Source organism: Varibaculum cambriense, assembly GCF_022133705.1.
GTDB classification, from domain to species: Bacteria; Actinomycetota; Actinomycetes; order Actinomycetales; family Actinomycetaceae; genus Varibaculum; species Varibaculum cambriense_A.
The window spans coordinates 117477-141470 of record NZ_JAKNHJ010000005.1 but is presented as its reverse complement, the minus strand read 5'-3'; the positions used below and the strand labels follow the sequence as shown (position 1 = coordinate 141470).

Sequence of the window (23994 nt, the reverse complement as noted above, 5' to 3'; positions counted from 1 at the left end):
AAAAAAAACTTTGGGCGCGTCTTTGGTTTTCCAAAGACGCGCCCAAAGTTAAGTTAAACGAGCTTATTGCGTTTATTGTTCCTCGTTAGTGAACAAATCGGTAGCTGCCGATTCTTCATCGGGGGTTACTGGCGATACCGGCGGTTCCACTGGAGCCGGCTGTTCGCCCTCTGCTTCCTCAGTTTCCGGTGCTAGCACTGCGGGAAGTTGCTGCATGGGGGTCAATCCTTCTAGACCGGTAGCGGTCTCAGAGCCCAGCAAGCCCCGCATTTCTTCCAGGTAAGCAGCGATAGATTCGCGTTGACGCTCCAGACGCTCCACCGTGCGTTGCGCGGCGGCCCGCTCTGCCTGGGCTTCGATCCGGGCAGCTTCGCGCACCTGCTCGGCTTCACCCTCGGCGGCCGCAATCGTGGCTTCTGCCGCGCGGCGCGCATCTTCCTGACGGCGACGAACCACTGCGTCAGTGTCAGTTAGCAGTCGCTCTGCCCGCTGCAAGGTTTCACCCAAGTGTTTCTCTGCGTCAGCAACCTGAGCTTTAGCGGCGGCCACCATCGCGGAGGTTTCGGAACGAGATTGCTCGTGAGCCTGAGCATCAGCCTCGCGAGCGGCAGCGCGAGCAGCTGCGATCTCAGTTTCGGCCTCTTGACGCATCTGTTGGATCTCGGAACGGATGCTATCAGCGCTTTCCCGCGCTTCTTTCAAAATGCTTTCGGACTGACTGCGGGCGTCGGCCAAAGTCTTTTCTGCCTGTTCCTTAGCTTCTTCCCGGGTCTTGGTAGCCTCGGTCAAAGAGGACTCGCGCAGTGCCTGCGCCTCTGCAGTCGCATCATTGCGGAGTTGAGACGCCTCTTGCTCTGCCTTAACTCGCATTTCAACATAGTCTTTTTCAGCCTGAGCCCGCTGCAATTCGGTTTCCCGATCAACGGTTGCTTTCAGGTCAGAGACCTGAGTATTGGTCTCTGCCCGCAGCGAGGAGGCTTCACGCTCTGCCGCGGCAACCAGTTCGTCCGCCCGATGCTGCGCATTAGTCAGCACTGTCTCGGATTCGGTGGCCGCGGTAGTGGTACGTTCTTCAGCCTCGCGCCGCGCCTCAGAAATCAGGGAAGCAGCTTCCGCTTCTGCTCGCTCGGACATATCTTGAGCGTTCTTACGGGTCTTTTCCATAAGCTGCTCGGCCTCAGCATTGGCCTTATTGATGACCGCGGTTGATTGTTCTTCCGCGCTGCGCAGCAGCTGTTCTATCCGGGCGCCGATCCCGGTGTAAGAACTACGATCGGAAGAACGCAGTTGCTTCTGCGCTTCAGCGAGTTGTTCCCCTAGATCCACATTGCGCTGGTCAACCGTGTCCAGCTTCTGCTGCAACTCGGTAATCTGGTTATTCAAAGTTTGAATCTGCAAATCGACCTGAACACGATCATAACCGCGCATTACGATCGGGAAATCAGTTTGTTCTTCCACCTGGTCCTCCCTGAAGATGAGCCGCTGAGATTAGGCATTACTCGGAACATTTTATTCCATTACTTGAGGAGTGCGAAACCCCGTATCACTGCCTAGTCTTTCACTTATTTCAACGTGAAACCAAACGTTACGGTAAAATTGACCCTAGTCACACCCCTAACCGGGTACAAGCATCACCGCAGCAAAGCAAGTAAAGTGTACTTATAGTTGTCCGGCTACGACTTGAGGGGAAACTGGTGAACATTTTCTTACGCAGATATTGGCTTCCACTACTTTTAGTAATAGCGGGAGCTCTGGTGGCCTTAGTAGGTGTGGGCAACGCGACCATCTGGAAACCAAATCCGCAGGTTTCAGCTTCTTTACCTACTAGTAGTCAAAAGCAAGCTTTAGCGATTACCCGACCGGGAATGTTTGAACTTTATGACTCCCCCACCAAAATCACCGTCGCCGGGCAAGGGAAAGTAGCCTTAGCGATCGGACGGTCTGCCGATGTGACTGCTTGGGCAGCTGACCAAAACTACGTGGAAGTTACCGGACAAAAAGATGACACCAGCCTACTGACCGAACCGCATCAGGGGAAAGCAGATCCGCGGCAACCCGGAGAAGCTGCCGGAAAGGATATGTGGGTCGAATATAAAGAGGTAGATACCGGCAGGATCAGCGAAACCTGGGATCGTTCCGAGGGCGCATGGTCTCTGATCGCTTGGTCAGAGGAAGGGAACGTCCAGCTGACTTTACAGTGGACACAGCCAGTTTCTACCCCTTGGTTCTGGCCACTGCTGATCGCGGGACTGCTATTGATGCTAATCGGAGCAGTCGTTTCTGTGGTAATCAATCGCCTGGCCATAGCCGCAGCTAAAGAAGAAGCAGAAATACGTAAGCGCCGTGAACAGCGCACACAGGAAGCCGCGGCTCAAGGAGAGCAAACCGTGCAGATACCTGCACTCAATGCGGTTACTAAACCCCCCTCGCGTTCCGAATTACGCAAAGCCCGCGAACGCGGAGAAGCCACCATCGAAGTGGAAGGGGTAAAGTTCCCCACCGGTTTGGTGCCAGTAATCCACACTGATGCCGACGGACAAGCGATCAATCCCGAAGCCGCGGATTCGCTGACCCCAGAAGTTCCGGCTACTGAGGAAGTTTCAGCTCCCACGATGCCAGCGGCAGAGCTGGCGTTACCTGCGCAAAGCCCTCAGCCGACGGCATATTCTCCGCTCCCTGAGGTTGCAGCCGAGGCATCTTTTAACCCGGCTGCCTCGCCGCAACCGGCACAGCCCTACCAACCGCAGGCCTCCTACAACCCAGCTGCCTCACCACAGCCAGCACAGCCCTACCAGCCACAGGCTTCCTATAATCCGGCGGCCTCACTACAACCAGAGGATTCTTACCAGCCACTGTCCTCCTACAGTCCAGCTGCCTCACTGCAACCAGCAGACTCATATCAACCACACGCATCATATAACCCAGCTGCCTCACTGCAACCTCAGGCTGCTTACAACCCAGCTGCCTCACCACAGCCAGCACAGTCCTACCAACCGCACGCCTCCTACAACCCGGCAGCCTCCTATCAACCTCCCGCAAACCAAGCGGCGGTAACTCCTGAGCACACCGAAGAATGGTACGAGGACGACGATTTTGACCTGGACGGATTAGGCGATGGTCCTGATATGGCAGATTTCGAAGGCGAATCCACCTTTGACCAGAGCCAAGGAGGTAGCAACCGATGAGAAAAATGCGAGTACTATTGTCCGTCACCGCAGCTAGCTGCCTGGCAATAACCAGCCTGGCAGGATGCACTAGTGCCGCTGAACGCAAAGAGGTACCAAGTTCTTCTCCCACCGAGACTTATCCAGCCCTGCAAGTCGAACAGGTAGACCCCATCCTTAAGGCAGTTAACTCCGCTTTAGCCGCCGGAGACGCCAAATTTGATGCCGGAGCCCTAAAACCCAGAGTGGCCGGTCCTGCACTGGCCATGCGCACCGCGCAATACCAGATGCATCAAAAGAACGACCGGGCGGTCCCAACTGCGCTACCTGCGTCCTCGGAAATCACTACCGTAACCTCTGGAAACAAGTGGCCACGCGCTTTGCTTAACGTGACGGGGGCAGATAGCAGCGGGGCAAAATATGTGGAAATAATCCGGCAAAACCAGGCAACCAGCCCCTATCAACTATGGCAGTGGATGCAGCTACTGCCCAAGGCGTCTTTGCCCGAAACTGACGTGGTAGCCCGGGGATCGAAAACTTTAGATCTGGCTAGCGATGCAAACCTGATGTTTTCTCCGGAAGTAGCGGTCAACACTTGGGCGCAGACTGTCTTTGATGCGAAAGCAAAAAATGCCGACAAAGTGTTTGTGGATCCCCTCATGGAGGGTAAACGCGCAGAATTGAAGGCATTGACCGAGGGAGTAGGAAATGCCGGTAAGGTAGCATCCACCGTAGCTCCTACTGATTTTAAAAATAACACCCTGGCGATTAATCTGCCCGCGAAAAATGGGGCACTGGTGGCGACCACCTACACTCAAGAAGTTAAGCTGACGGACGTAGCTAAAGATAAACCGATCACCCTCAGCGGTGATGTGGTTAATCTGCTGGACAACGGCAAGGTCACCAAACAAGCTTCCTGGAGCCGAGTTATCTGCGTGCTACTGCAGATACCACCCAAGGGCACCAAAGATGGCAAGGTGCGGGTAATCGCGGCTTCTGAAGTTTTAACGGCGGCCGCTAAGTAAGGATGGTTTCGATTGGCACAAACACATGGAGCAGTTGATCTATCGCAATTTGCTGCTAAGACTGCAACGGATTCTCAACCAGGATTGGCAGATAATCCTGCCGTAAGCGAAGCACCAGCTAATGCCGGAAGCAGGCGACATCAAAGTAGCGGTGCTGTAGTTGCCGGTCCTTTTATTCGCGACGCTGACGATGGCACTTTTGAGGAAGTCACTGAAACCTCGCTTAAAGTGCCGGTAATCATTGACTTGTGGGCTCCCTGGTGCGGACCTTGCAAACAACTCGGCCCGATTCTAGAGGAACTGGCGCGCGAATATCAGGGGCGATTCCAATTGGTGAAAATCAATGTGGATGATTCTCCGCAGTTAGCGCAGGCATTCCAGGCGCAATCCATTCCCATGGTGGTGGCGCTGATCGGGGGTAGACCCGCACCTCTTTTCCAAGGGGCGCAGCCCAAAGCCCAGATTAAACCGCTTATCGATCAGGTCTTACAGATCGCCGGACAGGCAGGACTAACCGGCGTGATGGCAGGAGAAGCGGACTCGAGTCAGGAAGATCCGCGAACCGAAGAAGAAAAAGCGGTGGAAGCTTTGGTAGAAGCAGGAGATTACCCAGAGGCTATGAAGCAGGCGCAAAAGCTATTGCGGAACCGCCCCGAAGAATCCTCCCGCTATCAGGCACTGGTAGATAAAGTATCGATTGCGCAGCGTTTGCAGACTGAAGAAGGCCAAGATGATTCCGATCCCCTGGTTTTGGCGGATCGTTTTTTCCAAGCCGGCAATGAACCGCAAGCTTTCGATCTACTGTTATCCCTTATCGCAAAGTCTGCTGACGAGGAGCGCGACGAGTATCGCCAACGTCTGCTGGAGCTATTCCGCCTGTCTCGCAACCCCGAGGCAGTGAAATTGGCGCGACAGCGCCTGTCTAGGCTGTTATTTTAGAAACCCTCCCTGCGGGGGATAAATGCAAGGTAGACTGGTTGACACCAGGCCAAATAGAAAGGTTCTAACGTAACCATGAAACCAGATTTTATCCCCGCATATGATCCCCAAGAGGGCGCGCTCAGAGCTAGAGAGCTTTTCGAGGAAACCTTTGCAGCGAAACCAGAAGGAGTCTGGCGGGCTCCTGGTCGGGTCAATGTAATCGGGGAACACACCGATTACAATGGCGGGAAGGCGCTACCTCTCGCCCTCCCCCACGCTATCTATGTGGCGCTGCGGGTACGGGAGGACGATCAACTAAAAATTATTTCGGAAGACTTCCCACAGCTAAGCGTTCACAGCCTTTTAGAGTTAGCAAAAAACTATCCCGCTAGTGGCCCTGGCGCTTTTGTTGGGGGCGTTATCTTGGGGTTGAAACAGGTACTTGAAGATAACGGCCACCCGGAAAAAGCGCAAGCACTAGCGCAGAAAGTACCGGGACTGGAAGTAGCGATAGCTTCCAGCGTTCCCTTAAGCGCCGGTCTGTCTTCTTCCGCCGCTTTAGAATGCGCAATCGCGGTGGGTATTGACGACCTGGCTTCGCTGGGGTTGGCAGGCAGCTTTGAGGGAAGAAAACTGCTGGTAGAGGCAGGAAAGGTAGCTGAGAACCGCTATGTGGGGGCTCCTACCGGAGGTTTAGATCAATCTGCATCGATGCTTTGTGAACAAGATCGAGTCCTGGAACTGGATTGTGCCACCTGGCAAACTCGTTCCCACCCCTTTGATTTGCCAGCTTTGGGACTGTCCTTACTAGTGATAGATACCTGCACTTCCCATGATCTTGCGGACGGACAGTACGGGGCACGCCGAGCTGCCTGTGAGGAGGCGGCTCAGGTTTTGGGGGTGAAAGAACTTGGTGAACTGATACCGAAAGATATTACGCCCTCCGATAACCTGACCGACTTAGAAGCTGCAGACTATCCTCCCTCTTGGGTGCAATCGCAGTTGGACAAATTAGAGGACACGGAGCAGGTTTCGCGAGTACGCCACGTACTTACCGAGATTGCTCGCTGCCAGCGGCTGTGTGAGCTTTTAGAGGCAGGCGCGGATCTAGATCAATGGCGCGAGCTGCTAGACGCCTCCCACGAATCCTTGCGGCGCGACTACGAAGTTACCTGCAAAGAACTAGATGTTGCGGTGGAGGCAGCCCGGGGGGCCGGCGCCTATGGAGCCCGGATGACAGGAGGAGGCTTCGGAGGGTGCGCTATCGCCCTGGTTCGCAGCGACCAGCTAGAGGCAACTGCCGATGCCATACTAGATGCTTTCACCAAAGCTGGTTTTAACCAGCCCCGCTTCCTTAGCGCCTTGCCCTCCGCCGCAGCCGGCAGAGTGGAATAGTCGTGACCATTTTTTAAACCGCAAAGTTCCGCCGGGTCAAACTCTTTTAGCTTTACCCGGCGGAACTTTGCGGTTTAAAAATCAGCAGCTAACCCAACACTATAGATAGTGCTTGTTTGCAACTGTTCAGTCACCTTTCTCTATTACCTGGTTCTGGGAATCCGCGGTCTCGCTATCTTCCAGATTCGGTATGTTCTCTACATCAGGCAGTTTCTCCGCATCGAGCTCAGCTAGCTTAAGGCCAAGAGATTCTTTAGCACCAGATCCTCCCATAGCGTGACCTTGTACTACCTTTTCGGCAGTACTCTCATTGGCGCTAATGCCAGGAACTGCGGCTTTAAGTGCCTGCGCATCCTGGTCATCAAGTTGCGCCCGCAACTGTTCGTTCTTCTTTTCCACGTCCAAGAAGAACAAGAGCACCAAAATCAATAGGTTGGCAATCGTAGGTACCCACAGGTACATGAACTTGATCATCTGTAGAGCCGATTCCACTTGTACCTTGGCTCCGCCTACATAACCCCCTACCTCAAGCAACCAACCGGCGACTGCGGTACCTACCCCACTGCCGACCTTGACCCCTAAAGAAGAACAAGAGAACATCATGCCATCAATGCGCTTCTTAGTGCGCAAGAAGGTATTTTCGCTGATCTCAGCAATCAGGGCGTTAAGGGTTCCCTGGAGCGGGCTCATTCCCAGCGAAGCTAATCCGGAGAAAAATAGCATCAACGTGACTGAGCCCATCGACGCACCCAGAACTACCCCTAAGCGTCCGAGGACGGCCACTATGTAACCTACGATTGTAACCGGCTGCATCCTCCCGATCTTCGAAACCACCAGTGGGGTTATCAGTAGCCCCACAATCAGCGGAATGTTAATGGCCCAGGCAAATACGCCCAGTAATTTAGCGTTCCCCAGAATGTAGGTCATAAAGTAAATTCCCATATTTAGGGTGGCGGTGAAGAACTGCATCAAAATAAAGCAAACTACGATAATCACGTAGTAACGGTTGCCCATCAGCTTCAACGCTTCCAGGAAGGTAACATCGTCATCAGTCTTAGCTGCTTCCTCATCCCCCTCTGCCAATTCGGTGGGAGAAAGCTCTTTGACCGAGAACACCGCCAAGGTGTTAGACAAGATACCGATTATCGCGTAAATAATCGCCACATTTCGCCAGGCAGCCGCACCGCCACCCATTGCTTGCACTACGCTGACGGTGATGGTTTGAATCGTGAGATTAGTGCCAAAGGCGAACATGAAACGGATCGACCCCATCTGCACCCGCTCGGAGCGATTCTTAGTAATTAACGCGGTCAAGGCAGCATAGGCAATGTTATTTGCGGTGTAAAACACCGCATTCAACAGGGTATAAGCGATGAAGAACCAGGTGTATTGGGCGGTTTTACCCATAGAGGTGGGGATGGCATAAATCGCTATCAACATGGCGGCACATCCAAAGAATGCGTAGAACATCCAAGGCCGTGCCTTACCCATTTTCGAATGGGTTTTGTCCATTAAGCGCCCAAAAATGATATCCGAGAAACCGTCGAAGAACTTCGACAGCATTATCAGGGTTCCTATGACTCCAGCGCTCAGTCCTAGGGTATCCGTAAGGTAAATCATTACGAACGCCGAAAGGAAAGCGTAGACCACGTTCCCGGCGATATCACCAGAGCCGTAACCTACTTTGTTGTACCACTTAAGGTATTTCTTTTCTTCCATGGGGTATCTTGTCCTTTGAATTAGTTGGAAAGACGGATAGTGAAAGAGAATTGGGTGGTCTCGAAATCAACCCGATATTTTTCCAGCAGTTTCGGTCCGCAGCTTTGCGAACCGATTCCTGCCATCAGGTGATCTAGGCACAAGATGGTGCTATCAGCTTCCGTTAACTGATAGTCATGAGGTTTAGTTGTAAGCTCCTCTTGACAGTAATAACTGGCGTTAAAGGAGAATACGTCCTCGCTGACAACCTCGATCTTCAGGTCCTTTCCGGCAAGACACAGATAGTCGCAATCTGAGCGAGATCCGTTTTCTTGCGGACGTAAATAATTTTGGAACAAATCGGAAACTGAGGATTCGAAGCGTCCATGCCAGCTAGAACGACGCTTGTCGATATAGCTTTCATGCGGTCCCAACCCTGCCCAAGTGGCCTGCTGCAAAGATTTATCCAGGAAGAAACGCAGCCCCAAGCGAGGCAGCTCGGGGAATTGGGTATCTCGGCACACCTTCGCGTTTACCTGTAAAGTTCCGTCTGGCCTAATAATCCACTCGATATCGGCCTTCAGTAGTGGCTGCAAAGTTTTTGCCACCAGTGCCACTTTGGCGCTTATCACCGCACCTTGAGATTCGCTATTTACGTGAACCTCATAAGCGTGCGGGTAGGCACGGTCGTAGCGCGCTCGCTCCCAGAGGGCGCGAATATACATATCGTTATCAGTGGGAGCACGCCAAATATTTAACTCCGCCGGCTGCTTTAATAGTTCTTTTCCACCTAGCTCAATCCCAGTCAGCATCCCGGTATGACGCGAGAAGTGGTAAGTGTAATCCGCACTAACAACGCATATTTCTAGGGGATCTTCCGTTATCGTAGCTGCACCCTCGCCCTCGACAGTAGTAACGGCCTTTACTAGCTCTAGGGCGCGGGGGGTGTGGGGGCTTTGATTCTTGAGGGCGAACTCGTCAAAACCCAGTAGATCTCCGGATTCCAAGAAGGCTAAGGGCTGGGTTAAGTAGGCTTCTACCCGCAGGTAGCAGCGTCCTTCCGCAGGCACTTCTAGCTGCAAAGGAATCTCCACGGTTTCGTGAGCGGGCAAATTTGGTACTTCCAAAGTGCCGCTTTCTTCTTGTCCGTCTACCACTTTCACCCAGCGCAAGGCAGTGTAATCAGCGGCGTTCAGATGGTCGACAGTATTAGTGACCTGTAGCGTTCCACCCGCTTGATCATATTGGCAGCGCAAGGGCCGGTAGACATTTTTGGCTTCTAGCAAACCAATATGAGGTACGCGTTCAGGGGAAACTAAACCGTCTACACAGAAGTTTCCATCGTGGGGATCTTCGCCACTATCGCCGCCATAGAGTAGATGCCCATTGCTGTCCCGGACTGCGTGGTCACACCACTCCCAGATGAAACCGCCGCACATGCGAGCATCGGAACGCACTTTGTCCCAGAACTCTTCGAGATCACCCGGGCCGTTACCCATAGCGTGACAGTACTCGACTAAAAGGAAAGGTTTGTCCCCTAGATTTTCTAGGTAATCGTCAATATCAGATAGCGGCGGGTACATCCGCGAATACAGGTCGATATTTTGGTAGTCATATTTGCGGTCGGAAGAGCGATAGAACGCGCTTTCGTACTGAGTTACCCGGCTAGGATCGAATTGTTTTACCCAAGCCAACGATTCTTCGAATGTGCAGCCATAAGCGCATTCGTTACCTGCTGACCAGGAAAATACACTGGGACGATTCTTTTCCGAGTGAACGCACAGTTGCATGCGATCCATCGTGGGCTCGATCCAATCGGGATTATTGGAAATCGGATGGTTCCAATGTTCCTCAATGTTTTCTTCAGATTCGTCCTGTAACAGACGATTGCGAGTACCGTGGCTTTCATTATCGGCCTCGCTCATCACATAAAATCCCGCTTGGTCACAGAGGTGATAGAACTGGGGACAGTTGGGATAATGGGAAGTTCGCACCGCGTTGATATTGTGCCGGCGCATCATCCGCAAATCCCGCTTAATATGCTCGATAGACACTACCGGACCGGAATCGGGATCGCTATCGTGGCGATTAACCCCTTTGATTTTGATGGGGCTGCCGTTGAACTTTAGAACCGCGTCCTCGATAGTAACTTGTCGCACCCCCACTTTCTCGGCGATTACTTCGCCCTCGCTGACCATAACCAGGTCATATAAGTAGGGGTCACCCGGATGCCACAGCCGAGGATTATCGACAGTAAAGCGGGCGCAGTGGGTGTAAATACCTTGCGGATCCGCAAAGGGTTCGAGGACGCTGGTGGCTATCTCGCCCTCGGGGTCACAGAGCCTGGCGGTAATGTCCAGCGCTTCTCCCGTAAAGTTGGCACGCAGGGTTACTTCTGCCCGACCATCCTGCAAATCGGTAGTAACGAAATAGTCATTCAGATGTGAGAGCGGCCGTTTCAACAGGTAAACGTCACGAATAATCCCGGAAGTGCGGAATTTATCTTGGTCTTCGAGGTAGGATCCATCAGACCATTTGAAAACCAGCACCGCCAGAATGTTTTCCCCTTCCTTTAAATATTCGGTGACATCAAAAGTGGATTGGGAGTGCGTGACCTGGGAATAACCGACGTATTGTCCGTTTATCCACAGGTAGAAGCAGGAATCTACTCCCTCGAAAATCAAAGTGGCCTCGGGAGCTTGCGAGTCTTTTTCATAGTTAAAGGTATGGCGATAGGCTCCCGCAGGGTTGTTATAAGGAACATGGGGTGGATCGAAGGGGAAGGGGTAGTTAATGTTGGTGTATTGATGCTGATCGTAACCGTGATGCTGCCAGGATCCAGGAACCGGGATACGCCCGGGTAACGCCACGGGCTCACAGGCGAAAAAGTCGGCAGGCACCGCCTCTAAGTTCGGATAGAAACCGAATTCCCAGTCTGTATTCAGTAGCTGGAAACGATCAGAGGCCTCACGCTCTAGGTTAAAGTTACGTCCTCGGTTTTTTTCTTTGGCCGCCTGTAGCGGCGAGAACGGAATATAGTAGGCGCGCGCCGGGAGAGTATTTTCGTGTAAGACCTGCAGGTCTTGGTGGTGAATTTCCAGTTGCATCTGCTTCTCCTAATGAATGGGAGTTTTATTGCTTGTACCCTACACCTGCTTTGGTGTTATCGATGTCAACAATACTGATAACGATAACACATGTAGAAGCCAGGCAAGTCCTAAATGAATTAGGTTTTCACCTGGTACGCTTCACGCGTGACGGGAAATAAGGCACGCGGTACTAAATCTGCTTCTATCTACGATGTAGCTAGAGAAGCAGCGGTATCCGCACAGACTGTTTCCCGAGTGGTACGCGGGCACCAAAACGTGTCACCATTGACCCGGGAACGAGTGCTGCAAGCAATTTCCGACCTCGGATATAAACCTAACCGCACCGCGCGTGCTTTGCGCACCGGTTCCTATGGCGTTATCGGGTTACTCACACAAGAAATCCGACGTACCGGGGAAGCACATACCTCCAACGGGGTTTTCGACCGAGCTCGCCAACTAGGCTATTCAGTGAGCCTGGTGCAGGTGGAGTATCCTCATACTCCACAGGTGCACCGGGCTATGTCGCTACTTTCCCAAGAAGATATTGACGGATTAGTGATTGTACAGGCCGGAGATGCCAATGCCGAGCAGCTCACTCTCCCCAAAAATTTGCCGGTTGCTTCTTCGGATTCCAATCTGGTTGACGTTTACCCATCTGCTTCTGCTGATCAAGTAGGAGGAGTCCGCGCGGCAATGCGACATCTACTAGATTTGGGGCATCGCACCATTCATCACGTGAGCGGCCCAGAACATTCACGCTCTGCGAGGGTACGAGAAGAGATTTGGCGTGAAATGCTGGCTGCAGAAAACCGGGAAATCCCGACGGTAATTCCCGGAGATTGGTCAGCAAACGCTGGTTACGAAGCTGGAAAACAACTAGCGAAAAACCCGGAAGTTACCGCAGTTTTTTGCGCCAACGATGAGGTCGCCTTAGGACTGATCCGAGCGCTAAACGAAAGACAGATCCGTGTACCGCAGGATGTGTCCGTAGTGGGCTTTGACGGAATCGAATTATCTGAGTTTTCATTCCCACCGCTTACTACCATAAAGCAGGACTTTTATGCTGCCGGAGTGGAAATGGTGAACCTGATTAACCGGCAGCTGCAGGGGGAAACCAATAACCTTCATCTGACGATTCCAACGGAGCTAATAGTGCGTGCAACCACTGCTCCACCCCAAAGATAGGTACACAGGAAAAATACTCTACTAAACCTGCAGGTAAACAATACTTTGCGGAGAGTAAGGGATTCGAACCCTTGATACCCTTGCGGGTATAACGGTTTTCAAGACCGTCTCCTTCGGCCACTCGGACAACTCTCCTGGCCTACGCTAAAGCGTACGGACAAACCCCATGTTACAGTTGCTAACCGCCAGAGCTAAAATCCGCCAAATCTTTTCTTACGACTTGGCTCCTCAGGCAGCGGTTTATCCAGCAACCCCTGCGCCAGAGCCATCGCGAATACCGGAGACAAAGGCAGACGGGGCAATAGCACCGCCTGCACGGCATGGTAAACACTGTCCCGTAACTTTTGGTTCTCTAAATCTAGAGGCTGATTTTCAGGGGAGAGCCGATGTACGATTCTTCCGCCACGCACCAGAAAGTGCTCATAGGCGAAATCAAGCCAGGCACGATAGCAATGCTCATAATGGTCTACTACTTCTGCTGAGGCTCCGTCTTGTTGGGCAGCTCGCAACATCGTGACTGCCGCACCGATTGCCTCAAATTGCACCCAGGCCTGGCGATCCCGGATCACCGGTTTGCCTTCCCAATCCACGGTGAAGGCAAAACCAGGAGCCCCATCACGCCTCCAGGCATCTTCTCGCGCCCGCTCAAATATTTCGGTTGCAGCTTCACTGAGCCATTCAGGTACTTCTTTGTTGGTAGTTTTCAACATGGCTCGTGCCTCTAACATTAGACGCGAGAACATGAAGGAGTGACCTACATCAGAGCCGTAAGCCCGATGGGTTTCCTGCGGATTATCCCGGTTATATCCCAGTAGCGGCTGCCAGTCACTGTCATAATGCTCCGGGATTCGCCAGTTATATTCACGAGATACCCGGGCAACTCGCTCTAGAATCCGTATAGCCCGCTCCGTCCATCTACTGTCATTAGTAACCTGGGCTACCAGCATATATGCCTCTACCATATGCATATTAGAGTTCAGACCCCGGTAATCTTCGCAGACAGAATAGTCACGATTGAAGCTCTCGCAGACCATTCCTGCTTCCTGATCCCACCAGTGCAGATCGTTATCGCGAATAGCTTCTTGCATCAATTCATGGGCACCGATACGATCCGCAGCAGTTGCCGAGGCCGCTCCCAACAGTAAAAATGCGTGGGAGTAGGAACGTTTGTCGTCACGTCCTTGATAAGGGATCGCCTTTCCATCCTGGTCAAGTTCATGCTCAATGGCATCGAACCATCCGCCATTATCAGGGTCACGGAAATACTGGTTGAGGCAACGAATCCCGTGCTCTACCAGGCGGCGACATCCGGGCACCCCCAACAGCACCCCAAGAGAAAACACGTGAACCATCCGGGCGGTAAGATACAACTGAATCGGCTGTTCTAGGTCAACTTCGCCGTTCCGATCTAGGCAGGCAAATCCCGTTTTGACCTCTGATTTACGCCCGTAATCCAGCAAGTCCTGCAAACAGGCAGACAGCCAACGGTTATGTTCGATTGAGTCGAACCAAAACATTGTTCAGCTCCTTTGTTGATGTTTTCTTTGGGGCAGGTAAAAAGACTAAACAAATTTCATCTGGTGACGCAGGGGGGTAACCGCGTCAGTTAGAGCGGGCACCGCCAGATAATCCACCCCGGATTCGCCATAAGCACCAGCGTCTTCCAGGTCTATATCTCCCCTGACTTCCAGCAGGGTTCCGGGATTAATCGTCTGGCGGTGATCAGCGGCCAGGGTTGCTTGTTCAGGGGTAAATCCCTGCAGAGCTACCAGATCAACCTTCATTTTCAACAGCGGATCCAGGTCTTGCAGGTGATCTATTTCTACCTCGATCGGTTTACCCTTGGCCGCCGTACGTACGTGATTAATAACGTCTCCCAGCCCGGTTCCCAGTTTCAGATGTTCCACCGTTACCTGCGGGAAAGAGCCGACACCGAGGCGAGAAGTCATACCATCCCCCACTCTAACCGCATATTTTTCAAGCTCGCCTAAGCCGGGAGTAACCGAGAGAGTGTCCCTGACTACCAGTTTCGTCTGCGAAAGTGCCTGCGCCAACTGCGCGGTCTTTGTTGCAATCCCTGACAGATGCGATAAGAACCACAGACATAGATCCCTGGCTTCTAAGAGGCCGCGAGTACTACCGCTCAGTTCCAAAACTGGAGTTCCCGCAGCTACCGTGGTGCCATCCGCAATTCGTAAGTGCAAGTCATAGTCTCCCAGCACTTGCTTTAGTACTTCGCGAGCAACGGGGATCCCACAGATTCGACCATCTTGGAGGGAAAAAAATTGCACGCGGGCACGATCATTCTCTGGAACTACCGCGGCAGTAGCTATATCTTCTCCATAGCTTCGGCAGCTCTCCAGGGCACGCTCTACTACTTGAGGCACATAATCTCCCTGAGGATACTGCAGGTAATCAGCCATCGAATCTCTCCGTCCTTTAAACAACTATCTCCGAATGCGCGAGGGCGCCCTGGCTTAATCCTTTCACGCTTTGCGCTCAGATTTAGGCGTTCGGAACTGGCTCCAGGATTTCTTTTCCACCCAGGTAGGGACGCAGCGCCTGCGGTACATACACGGAGCCATCCGCTTGCTGATGGTTTTCCAGGATAGCTACCAGCCAACGTGTACAGGCTAAAGTGCCGTTCAATGTCGCTACCGGTTGGGTTTTCCCGTTTTCGTCACGGTAACGGATTCCCAAGCGGCGAGCCTGGTAGGTGGTGCAGTTGGAGGTAGAGGTTAGCTCCAGGTAGCGTTCCTGGCTGGGCAGCCAGGCTTCACAGTCGAACTTGCGGGCTGCTGAAGTTCCCAAGTCCCCAGCGGCGGTATCGATTACCCGGTATGGCAGCTCAACTTTTTGCAACATTTCCTCTTCCAATGCCAATAGGCGCTGGTGCTCGTCCTGCGATACTTCGGGCAGGCAGTAAGAAAACATCTCTACCTTATTGAACTGGTGCACCCGAATAATTCCGCGCACATCTTTACCATGGGAGCCTGCCTCCCGTCGATAACATGCTGACCAGCCGGAATAACGTAAGGGCTCTTCCCCTAGTTCCAAGATTTCCCCGCCATGGTAACCGCCGAGGGCGACCTCGGAGGTACCTACCAGGTAGAGGTCATCGGCGGGTAGGTAGTAGATTTCTTCGGAATGCTCGGTCAAGAATCCGGTTCCCCGCATGGTGTCGGGAGTGACCATGGTGGGAGTGGTCATGGGGATAAATCCATGCTGCTCTGCCAAATCCCAGGCGCAGGTGAGCAGAGCCAGTTCCAGGCGCGCCCCGATGCCTCGTAGATAGTAGAAACGGGAGCCAGATACTTTAGCGCCTCGCTTAACGTCGATTGCCTGCAGCATCTCCCCGATTTCCAGATGGTCACGTACCTCGATGCCCTCGGCTGCAAAATCGCGAATCTTCGCGCCGCGGTGGGCAAGAACTGCATAGTCATCCTCACCGCCCGAGGGAATCCCGGGAATGATGATATTGGGCAGTGCCGCCAGCAGATCCTGTGCTTTTGTGGAAGCTACTCCCGCCTCGGCCTCGGCTTCTTTAACTTTTCCCGCCAGTTCTTTAGCTTTGGCAAGTACTTGAGGCCGCTCACTGGGATCAGCTCGCCCGATGCTCTTAGACAGCGCCTTTTGCTCCGCGCGCATCGCTTCGAATTCTTGCTGTTTTTTTAGTCGGAGTTCATCTGCAGCCAGTACTTCATCGATCCGCGCGGGATCATCCCCGCGGGCAATTAGGGAATCTTTTGCTGGCTGCGGATCCTCACGCAACTGACGAATATCAATCATGTTTTTATCATATCGTTACTGGGCACCCCTTCTCATATCGCCTTTCCGATCGAGTAACTGGTGGCGGAATGCCTGGCAGTATTGGTCAGTTGCGTCCCGCCAATCCTCAGCTTGCTTCCTCGTTGCTCTAAGATCACTGCAAATGTTCTAAACTAGCAGCCATGACCACTGTGCTCTGGATTCTGGTAATCGCGGCGCTAGCCTTAGGGATTATTGCTTTGTCGTGGGCGATTAGTGCCCGCCGGATTGCAACCCGGGCAATGAAACTTGCGATTAAACAAGGATTTTCGGCGCCTACCACTACCTGCAGCAATGAGTCTTCAAAACGGGTGGTGGTGATTTATAACCCCATGAAGATTGCGGATCTTAATGAATTCCGCCACGTCGTTACCCAGCGCGCCCAGGCCACCGGTTACGAGGAACCGGTGTTCTTAGAAACCGACCAGGACTCTTTAGGGGCTAACCAAGCTAAAGAAGCGATCCGGCAAGAAGCCGGGCTGGTTATTTCTGCCGGTGGGGACGGCACTTTACGGATCATCGCGGCTACCTTATCCGAAAGCCGAATTCCGCTCGGGATTTTGCCGCTAGGAACCGGGAATCTTTTAGCCCGCAATCTCAATATCCCAATTGATTCTTTACCCCGTGCCTGTGAAATTGCGTTTACCGGTAAGAACACCGGCGTTGATTTGGGGATTTTGAAAACTGAAACTGAAGAGGAGTTTCCATTTCTGGTCATGGCGGGGATCGGCTATGACGCAGAAGTGATGAACCGAGTCTCTAGCAAACTTAAAGAGTCGATCGGCTGGGGTGCCTATGTCGTTTCCGGGATCGCCGCTTCAAATAAACCCCCGATCACTATGGATGTTGCTTTTGGAGACCAGTCGCACCCACGTACTCGGAAAGTCAATACCCTACTGTTTGCTTCCTGCGGGGAGCTAGTGGGGGGCATCCCCCTCTTGCCGGAGGCTAACCCGCATGATGGCTGGTTAGAAATATTAATGCTGAGTGTACGCGGCGGATTAATTGGGTTTTTAGAGGTAATTAGTGGAATATTCCGCGACACTTTAGGGGTTAAAAAACTCACCGCCGGATTGGTATCCAAAACCGATGTGATCCGCACCCGGACAGCCAGCGCCAAAGTGCATGGGGAGCCGCGGATGATTCAAGTCGATGGCGATACGGTGGGCAGTTACCGGGAGATTTCAGCATCTTTAGATCGCGGAGCAGTAGTAGTACGCATCCCCTAGGAAACTCCAAGGGGTCTGCATAGCCCCTAATCGCGAACTCGTGACCTACTTTTGTAAAATCGAATCCACCCAGCCGCGGGCACGCTGAAAATCACGGTCTCCCGTGCGGGGAGCATGATCATTTCGCACCTGGTCGGCACGCGTATAGGAGCCTAAGAACCGTAAGTCTTCACTGATCCGGTACAGCCCGCGCAGCGCGGATTGCACTCGCTCTTCCCTCACATGTCCATCCAGATCAATACTGAACACGTACCGTCCCGGATGCCCGGCTAGGGGACGCGACTCGATACGGCTCAAGTTGATTCCCCGTGCCGAAAACTGTTGCAGCATTTCTAGCAGCGCCCCCGAACGGTAATCATTAGGTAAACGTACTTGAATAGTGGTTTTATCAGCTCCGCAGGGCTGAGGTACCTGACCGGGATTCGCCACTTCCACGAAACGGGTAACTGCTCCGGGATTGTCGGCTACGTCCTCGTAAAGAGGCGTAAGCCCATAGGTCGTTACTGCTGCTCCCGAGGCGAGTACCGCTTGAAAACCCGCATCTCCCTCAGAAAGCATCCGGGCTGATTCCGCGGTAGAGGTAGTGGCCACATGAACCGCCCCCGGCAAATGATCGGCTACCCAGTTGCGGCATTGTGCCCAGGCATGAGAATGGGTGCCGATGTGAGTAATCTCGGAAAGCTGCGTCCCTTCGCGTACCGCTAAAGTGAACCCGACCGGGACAATCATTTCGGCTACTATTTGCAGGCGTTTGTCCCACCCCAGGGAATCCAAGGTGGCGCTAACTCCTCCTTCAATGGAGTTTTCGATAGGCACCACTGCCCGCTCCGCTTTACCCTCCCGCACCATATCCATAGCGAGGCGTTCCCCGGCACAGGGGATCAGCTGGGCGCCCGCCGGTGCCACTTGCAGCAATGCCTGATGACAAAAAGTACCTACCGGTCCTAAAAACGCGTAGTTATTAACTGCAGTATTCATCTCCGCTTCCTTTATCAACTATTTTCACGATACTAGGAAAAATGCCCATTACCCGTACTGAGACCGTAGAATATGGCTGTGGCAAAAACAGTAAGGCACCTTTCCCGTATAGGCAGCGCCCTCCTGTTTAGTTTTTTCTTTACATTACTGGTATTACCGGTAGAGCCAGCGGCGGCAACTACTTGGGAACCAGAACCCGCCCCTAAAGCTCTAACGCAACAGCAACGTCTCTACTACCCTAGTCTGGATACCTATACCACCCCGCGGGTTAGGGATCCTCTGCTGCTAGTGCTAACTCGGGATCTTTCCTGGCAAAAAATGACCCCCCAATTCGAGAAATACCCGCAGCTAGCAAAATACGCCTCGGCGGGCGCAGTCGGCACTCTAAATACCTCGGGATGCCTTAGCGAGTCCGTGCTAACCATACAAAATGGCTATCCTGCCCACTTGGCGCGCCCCTGCCCTAGAGCTGCGGTAGCGGCCGGGAAAATAGCGGGAATTGACGCAAGTTACTGGCAAGAAACTCAGCAGGCAAGCCCGGGACAATTAGCAGGCGTTTTAGAAGCCTTCGGGATTAAAACGCGCGCAATCGGCTCCCAGGCGGGCTTATTATTGGCTGACGGTAACGGCTCCGTGAAAAATTATGCCGCACTACCCGAATCCGTCCCGGAACTGACGGCCAAAGTAAAAACCGGTATTTCCGAGGGCGGGCTCACCGTAGTAGATCTAAGTACACTGTCTTCAGCGGAGCGGCAACTACAAATGTTGGAGGGGGCACTAGCGGGGTTAAGCCCCAAGTCGGGGCTGATTTCCCTGTCCCTAGTGGCCGATGCAAAAAACACTGCGCCCTATTTGCTGAGTTATTCCCCAGCTAGCGGTACCGGCCTAGCCACCTCCGCGAGCACCAATGCTGCCGGTCTAAGCACTTTAGCCGATACTAACGCTCAGATTCTTTCGCATTTCTCCCTGCCGGTGCCTGACGGAAACCGAGGAAGGGCTCTAAGTGCTCACAGTCTGCCCGGGCAGTCACAATCGTTAATAAACTTAGACAATACTGCCAGCAGTTCCGCAGAAAAAGACCTGCAACAGCGTTTAGATTATTTACAAAACCAGGTTCAACTTTCTACTGTCAACCTCGACGTTAAAATCTGGCTTTATCTGGCTATTACTTGCTGTCTCTTCTTGAGTTTTGGAGGATATCTGGGGAGCAGGAAGCGCGGACAGCTAAAGCGGCGCCGCATCCGAATTCCCCTGAGCGCCGCTGCAGTTTTCGCTGCCTTCCTTTCTCCTGCTTCTTTCTGCCTCTACTACCTATTAGGTGCTGACTGGGCAGTATCGCCCGCCTGGGCTGGCGGCGCGATAGCTCTAGTTGCCTCACTTTTTACCGTCCTGTTAGCGCTTTTAGTTTCGACGCTGCGACAATCTTTCGCTTTTTCTCCTGCCCAACTGGCGCGCGGGGCAGGGATAGCTACGAGCGCCTTCACCTTGGGGATTATTCTCTGGACGCGCAAACAGGCTGAATATACACAAGTGGGAACCCCTTTGGGTTATAGCGTTTTAGACGGCCCCTTCTTGTGGCAACTATCTGCCGAAGCCGCCGCCTTGACGCTTAGCTGCATCCTACTAGCCGTGGTTTGCGCGCTTGCCTCATTACCGCCTATAGATACTTTCTGGCGTCGAAACCGGGTTAAATGCCGAGCAATAACTGCGGTAACGGCGCTAGCCTTATTCACTGGCTTGTGGCTGTGGGCAGGAGTTTCGGCTCTGATCTGTGCCGTACTTTTCCTCGCTCCTTTAGCTGTGGCATTTTTGACTTATGCCTCTCCACTTGTTGCTTCGCCCTGCGCTTCGCGTTCGAGTTCGCATTTTCGAGCGGTTTCAGTAGTGGCAGTGCTGGGGGCACTATCCCTGGGGTGCGCCGGAATACTCGGGACCTTTGGAGTAAGTCCCGATGCCCCGGCCACCAAGATCGATGCCTTATCCCAGTCCGCAGATACCAAAGTGGCGGTGGTTTTCACTTCGGGTCTTTCCTGGGAAGACCTAGTGGCGGCACAGCCGGAACTGGCACACCGCTCCTCGGCAGTTAGAAGCGGGGCTCTATTTACCTTAGCCCCCTACCCTTTTAAGGCTATGGCTTGTCCCCAGGATGCTTGGTTAACCTTTTCTGCTGGCCGCCCCTTGTCTCGATATTCGCTGGCGGGCCGGAATCTTTGCCTGGAGCCAGAGCCTTTGAGTGACGGTAAACGGGTACAGATGTGGGATTACTACCAGCGTTCAGCTATTGCTAGCTCCTTCGCCGCCAAGCCTGGAGTATTTGCTGAGCAGCTGCGGGAGGCGCAAATCTCTGCAGGAGCTATCGGAAATAGTGCCGCTTTGGCGCTAGCAGATCCCGAAGGAATTATCCGCGGAGAGGTAAGCGATATTGATCCTCTGGCTCCCGGCTACGCTCAGGCAGTACAGAGTATGGTTTCCTCTCACGCTCTGACCCTGATCGATGTGCAAACTGGATCCCAAAACCTTAATCCGGATCGGCTAAGCCGCGAGGTAGGTGCACAGCAGCAAGATATCTTCTACTTCCTGGATCCTGCCACCGGAAAATCACAATTGGAAAAATCGGATATTTGGGATCCGATTTGGCTATTGCAAAATGGTGGTTCCCTCTCGGGAAACTCTTTGCAAGCGGGAACGCTAGTTACTGACTCAAAAAATGCCCGGCACCAGCTGCAAGATAGGAATAATCTGCGCCGCTCCGAAATGAACCCGCAGGTAAATCCAACTCCCGCAGCCTCTGTGGAATTATTCGGCGATTCTGGCAGTACTTTTGCTCCAGGCGCCTTACACTTGGTAGATCTTTCCACGGTGCTAAGTCAAGACCCCGGACTAGATCCGGACTACCTAACCCAGACCCGAAAACAAAATCACCGGCTGTTTCCTACGGTAGCTACCTATCCGGATCTGAGAGGAAAGCTACCGGATCGTATCAACCTAGCCCAACAGGAAAAACAGATTACCGCCCTCAAGCACACCTTAGCGGCGTTGCCAGAAAATACCCGCGCCCTGGTGGTATCAGCTAACCCCGATTCTGCCCAGCAAGGTTTACAAGCCGCTATGGTCTACGGGAAGGGAATCTCGGAGGGGATCATCTATTCTCCCTCTACCCACCAGATGGGGATTGCCCAAACTGCGGATTTACCGACCACGGTTCTGGACTGGTTAGGGGCTCGCAACCCCAAACTGAGTACCTCAGGTTCTCCCCTAATGATTAGTGCTAATGCGGCTACTAGTGCTGACCGCTTAGAACGTCTAGTGAGTACTTCCCAGCGCGCCGATGCTAGCTATGCGCGCCTGGGACTTCCGCCAAGCAAATTCGTTGCCTTCGCTGCGGGCGCTTTGCTAGTGCTAGCCTTATCCCTGGTTTCTTTGCTAGTCATAAGACCGAATCCGCGGCGTCCTCATTTGCAGATTCAACTCGGCATGCTCGGACAGTTCCTTTGCCTAGCGGTGGCTTCCTTACCCGCTGCTTGCCTGGGAGCTGCCATGTTACCGTGGTGGGAAGCTGAAGCGCCCACTAGCTTTTTCACTTCCGTAAGCATCTTGATTGCTACTTTACTAGCTCTAGTTGCCTGCACTGGCCCCTGGCGTGATCGCCCCATTGGACCGGCGTTAGTGATTGCCGCTTTCAGTACCCTTTTCATTTGTTTAGATGTCGCCACCGGTTCCCACATTTCCATGGATTCGCCCTTCGGATCGTTTTCTCTGTTAGGAGCCCGCTTCTTTGGGTTTGGAAATGTTTATTACTCAGTATGTGCCATCTGGACATTACTGCTATGCGGATGTGTTACCTCCCTGGGGCGCCCCGCAGCTTTCAGGGGTAAAAGAAATTCACGACTACCAGTCTGGTTAGCTAACCTATTTATCGCCTTCTTAGGGATAGCTTTCATGGTGGTAGATGGCCTCCCGCGTTTTGGCGCCGATTTCGGAGGGCCGATCTCCTTCTTGCCCGGCTTCTTAGTACTGGTGCTCTTGCTTAATGGCAAACGGATAGGAATAAAGCGGATGCTCGTGGTGCTCATGGTGGCGGCGGGAGCATCCGTTGGACTGGCATTTGCCGACTGGATGCGTCCTGCCGCTCAAAGAACCCATCTTGGAAACTTTGTACAGTCTATTATTAACGGTGACCTTCAGGTGATTATTACCCGGAAACTCCTAGCTAACCTGGCCAGTTGGGGATCAATAACGTACGTTTGGTCACTACTGTGCTGCCTACTAGTTTTCGTAATCCTAGTATTACCCGCGCTGTCACTAACCCCGATGCCGACTAATCTTTTCCTTCCCGATAATTTTGCTGCAGCGCCCCTTACTCCCCCACTTAGACAAGAGGAATCGGCCAAGAAATACTGGCAGCGCGGTCGCAGCTATCTGCGAGATTTAGCAACCTTTGCCACCTGGTTATTTGCACGCGTGCGTCCTCAGCTGGGAGAAACCCCGCTGGCAAAGAAAGAAAGCACCCTGAGGATCACGCTGTTAGCAATCGGGATCAACCAGTTATTCGCGTATTTACTCAATGATTCCGGTACTCAGCTGCCCGCCACGGGACTGTTACTTACTGCTTTGGCTTACTGTTCGGCACTCTTTGCGTCTTTACCCGGAACTTCGCGGGGCTTAGCTCGATAGACTCTGCCGGGTTGTTGTTTGACCGCTGCCTCTAAGAACTTATGGGGTTTAACATGTACCCGGCGGGCGCGCAGCCTGCCTAGGGCTTTCGCCACGTCAATAAACTGGTGCAGACGATGCATCTGGGATTTGAAATCCCGCCGGCTAACCCGGTGGGTAAAGTTTACCGGCACCTCTTTAACCGAAAAACCTGCACTAAGCAGGCTAATCGTCATATCTGTTTCGACTCCCCAGCCGGCAGCCAGGGGGAGGGCGGCTTGGAAAGCAGCGGTGGTTAGACAGCGTTGCCCCGACAGAGGAGCCTGCGGATTCCACCCGGTAGTACGTCTAATTGCACATCTGGATAAGCCCAGTACAAACCCGTGACCGCCTGCCCCAGCCGGCTTAGGTAAAACCGCAATACTACAGTCGGCCTCTCCGGTAATAACGGGCTCGATTAGCGGAGCCGCTTCAGCAGCGCTATCAGCCAGATCAGCGTCTAAAAATAATAACAGTGGTGGTCTTTCTCCTTTGATAGCCCGCATCGCTACTACCTTAGCGCCAGTTTCCATGGAGGAAGCTTTGCCGCGATTTACGGTGTGACGGACGGTTACCGCCCCGGCTTGTCTGGCCACTTCGCGAGTATCATCTGAGGAACCATCATCTACCACTACGATTAAGTCCAGGTCGACAAATGGTAGCGCTTTTACTGCTCTAACAGTCATCCCAATACGCTCGGCCTCATCTTTTGCGGGAATAATTACCGCCACGCGCTGATCTGCCTGCCCACCGGGATCTACATGCATGTTTTGCCTCAGCTTTACCTATTCTTTTAGACCCAAACTTATAA

General features: G+C 53.1%; 15 protein-coding genes and 1 tRNA gene. 7 read left to right on the top strand and 9 right to left on the bottom strand.

Translation table 11 applies throughout. The features are described from left to right. Positions 1–72: 72 nt before the first annotated feature. Positions 73–1428 carry a cellulose-binding protein gene (locus L0M99_RS03870; RefSeq protein ID WP_283217053.1) on the bottom strand — a complete coding sequence of 452 codons (1356 nt, stop codon included), beginning with the start codon at positions 1426–1428 and terminating at the stop codon, positions 73–75. A 266-nt stretch (positions 1429–1694) separates the two neighbouring features. Here L0M99_RS03870 and L0M99_RS03865 point away from each other — a divergent pair, with 266 nt between their 5' ends. From L0M99_RS03865 to galK, 4 genes are all read left to right on the top strand, one after another. Beyond that, positions 1695–3185 carry a hypothetical protein gene (locus L0M99_RS03865; RefSeq protein WP_238127815.1) on the top strand — a complete coding sequence of 497 codons (1491 nt, stop codon included), beginning with the start codon at positions 1695–1697 and terminating at the stop codon, positions 3183–3185. Next, entirely contained in the window at positions 3182–4189 is a 1008-nt protein-coding gene (locus tag L0M99_RS03860) for a hypothetical protein (RefSeq protein ID WP_024058397.1), read from the top strand. The genes L0M99_RS03865 and L0M99_RS03860 overlap by 4 nt, the downstream gene beginning before the upstream one ends. Positions 4190–4201: 12 nt before the next feature. Beyond that, on the top strand, positions 4202–5128 hold the full coding sequence (locus tag L0M99_RS03855) for a tetratricopeptide repeat protein (protein ID WP_024058396.1): 927 nt from the start codon (positions 4202–4204) through the stop codon (positions 5126–5128). A 75-nt stretch (positions 5129–5203) separates the two neighbouring features. Next, on the top strand, positions 5204–6505 hold the full coding sequence (galK, locus tag L0M99_RS03850; RefSeq protein ID WP_024058395.1) for a galactokinase: 1302 nt from the start codon (positions 5204–5206) through the stop codon (positions 6503–6505). Between the two features lie 126 nt (positions 6506–6631). On the opposite strand, the gene L0M99_RS03845 is transcribed toward galK, so the two are convergent. Together L0M99_RS03845 and L0M99_RS03840 are read right to left on the bottom strand one after the other, a co-directional pair. After that, a complete protein-coding gene (locus L0M99_RS03845) occupies positions 6632–8224 on the bottom strand; it encodes an MFS transporter (RefSeq protein ID WP_024058394.1) in 1593 nt (530 codons plus the stop codon). A 20-nt stretch (positions 8225–8244) separates the two neighbouring features. Beyond that, positions 8245–11310: a glycoside hydrolase family 2 TIM barrel-domain containing protein gene (locus tag L0M99_RS03840; protein ID WP_238127814.1), complete on the bottom strand. Its 3066-nt coding sequence runs from the start codon at positions 11308–11310 to the stop codon at positions 8245–8247. A gap of 147 nt (positions 11311–11457) precedes the next feature. Here L0M99_RS03840 and L0M99_RS03835 point away from each other — a divergent pair, with 147 nt between their 5' ends. Beyond that, the gene (locus L0M99_RS03835; protein ID WP_024058392.1) at positions 11458–12477 is read left to right on the top strand and encodes a LacI family DNA-binding transcriptional regulator; all 1020 of its coding nucleotides are present in this window, start codon (positions 11458–11460) and stop codon (positions 12475–12477) included. Positions 12478–12525: 48 nt separating this feature from the next. On the opposite strand, the gene L0M99_RS03830 is transcribed toward L0M99_RS03835, so the two are convergent. The 4 genes from L0M99_RS03830 to serS form a co-directional block, all read right to left on the bottom strand. Continuing rightward, positions 12526–12612 (bottom strand) — tRNA-Ser (locus L0M99_RS03830). Positions 12613–12668: 56 nt separating this feature from the next. After that, a complete protein-coding gene (locus tag L0M99_RS03825; protein ID WP_024058390.1) occupies positions 12669–13994 on the bottom strand; it encodes an AGE family epimerase/isomerase in 1326 nt (441 codons plus the stop codon). A 45-nt stretch (positions 13995–14039) separates the two neighbouring features. Further along, positions 14040–14900 (bottom strand): nicotinate-nucleotide diphosphorylase, encoded by an 861-nt coding sequence (locus tag L0M99_RS03820; RefSeq protein WP_024058389.1) that lies wholly within the window; start codon positions 14898–14900, stop codon positions 14040–14042. Positions 14901–14982: 82 nt separating this feature from the next. After that, complete coding sequence (serS, locus tag L0M99_RS03815; RefSeq protein WP_238127813.1) at positions 14983–16266, bottom strand: serine--tRNA ligase; 1284 nt, start codon at positions 16264–16266, stop codon at positions 14983–14985. Between the two features lie 161 nt (positions 16267–16427). On the opposite strand from serS, the gene L0M99_RS03810 reads away from it, so the two are divergent. After that, complete coding sequence (locus L0M99_RS03810; RefSeq protein ID WP_024058387.1) at positions 16428–17513, top strand: diacylglycerol/lipid kinase family protein; 1086 nt, start codon at positions 16428–16430, stop codon at positions 17511–17513. Between the two features lie 45 nt (positions 17514–17558). Here L0M99_RS03810 and pheA read toward each other — a convergent pair whose 3' ends face one another. Continuing rightward, positions 17559–18491 carry a prephenate dehydratase gene (gene pheA, locus L0M99_RS03805; protein ID WP_024058386.1) on the bottom strand — a complete coding sequence of 311 codons (933 nt, stop codon included), beginning with the start codon at positions 18489–18491 and terminating at the stop codon, positions 17559–17561. Between the two features lie 78 nt (positions 18492–18569). Here pheA and L0M99_RS03800 point away from each other — a divergent pair, with 78 nt between their 5' ends. Continuing rightward, entirely contained in the window at positions 18570–23165 is a 4596-nt protein-coding gene (locus tag L0M99_RS03800) for a hypothetical protein (protein ID WP_238127812.1), read from the top strand. Here the strand turns inward: L0M99_RS03800 and L0M99_RS03795 are convergent. Beyond that, positions 23108–23950, bottom strand: a complete 843-nt coding sequence (locus L0M99_RS03795; RefSeq protein ID WP_024058384.1) for a glycosyltransferase family 2 protein — start codon at positions 23948–23950, stop codon at positions 23108–23110. The genes L0M99_RS03800 and L0M99_RS03795 overlap by 58 nt on opposite strands. Positions 23951–23994: the final 44 nt, after the last annotated feature.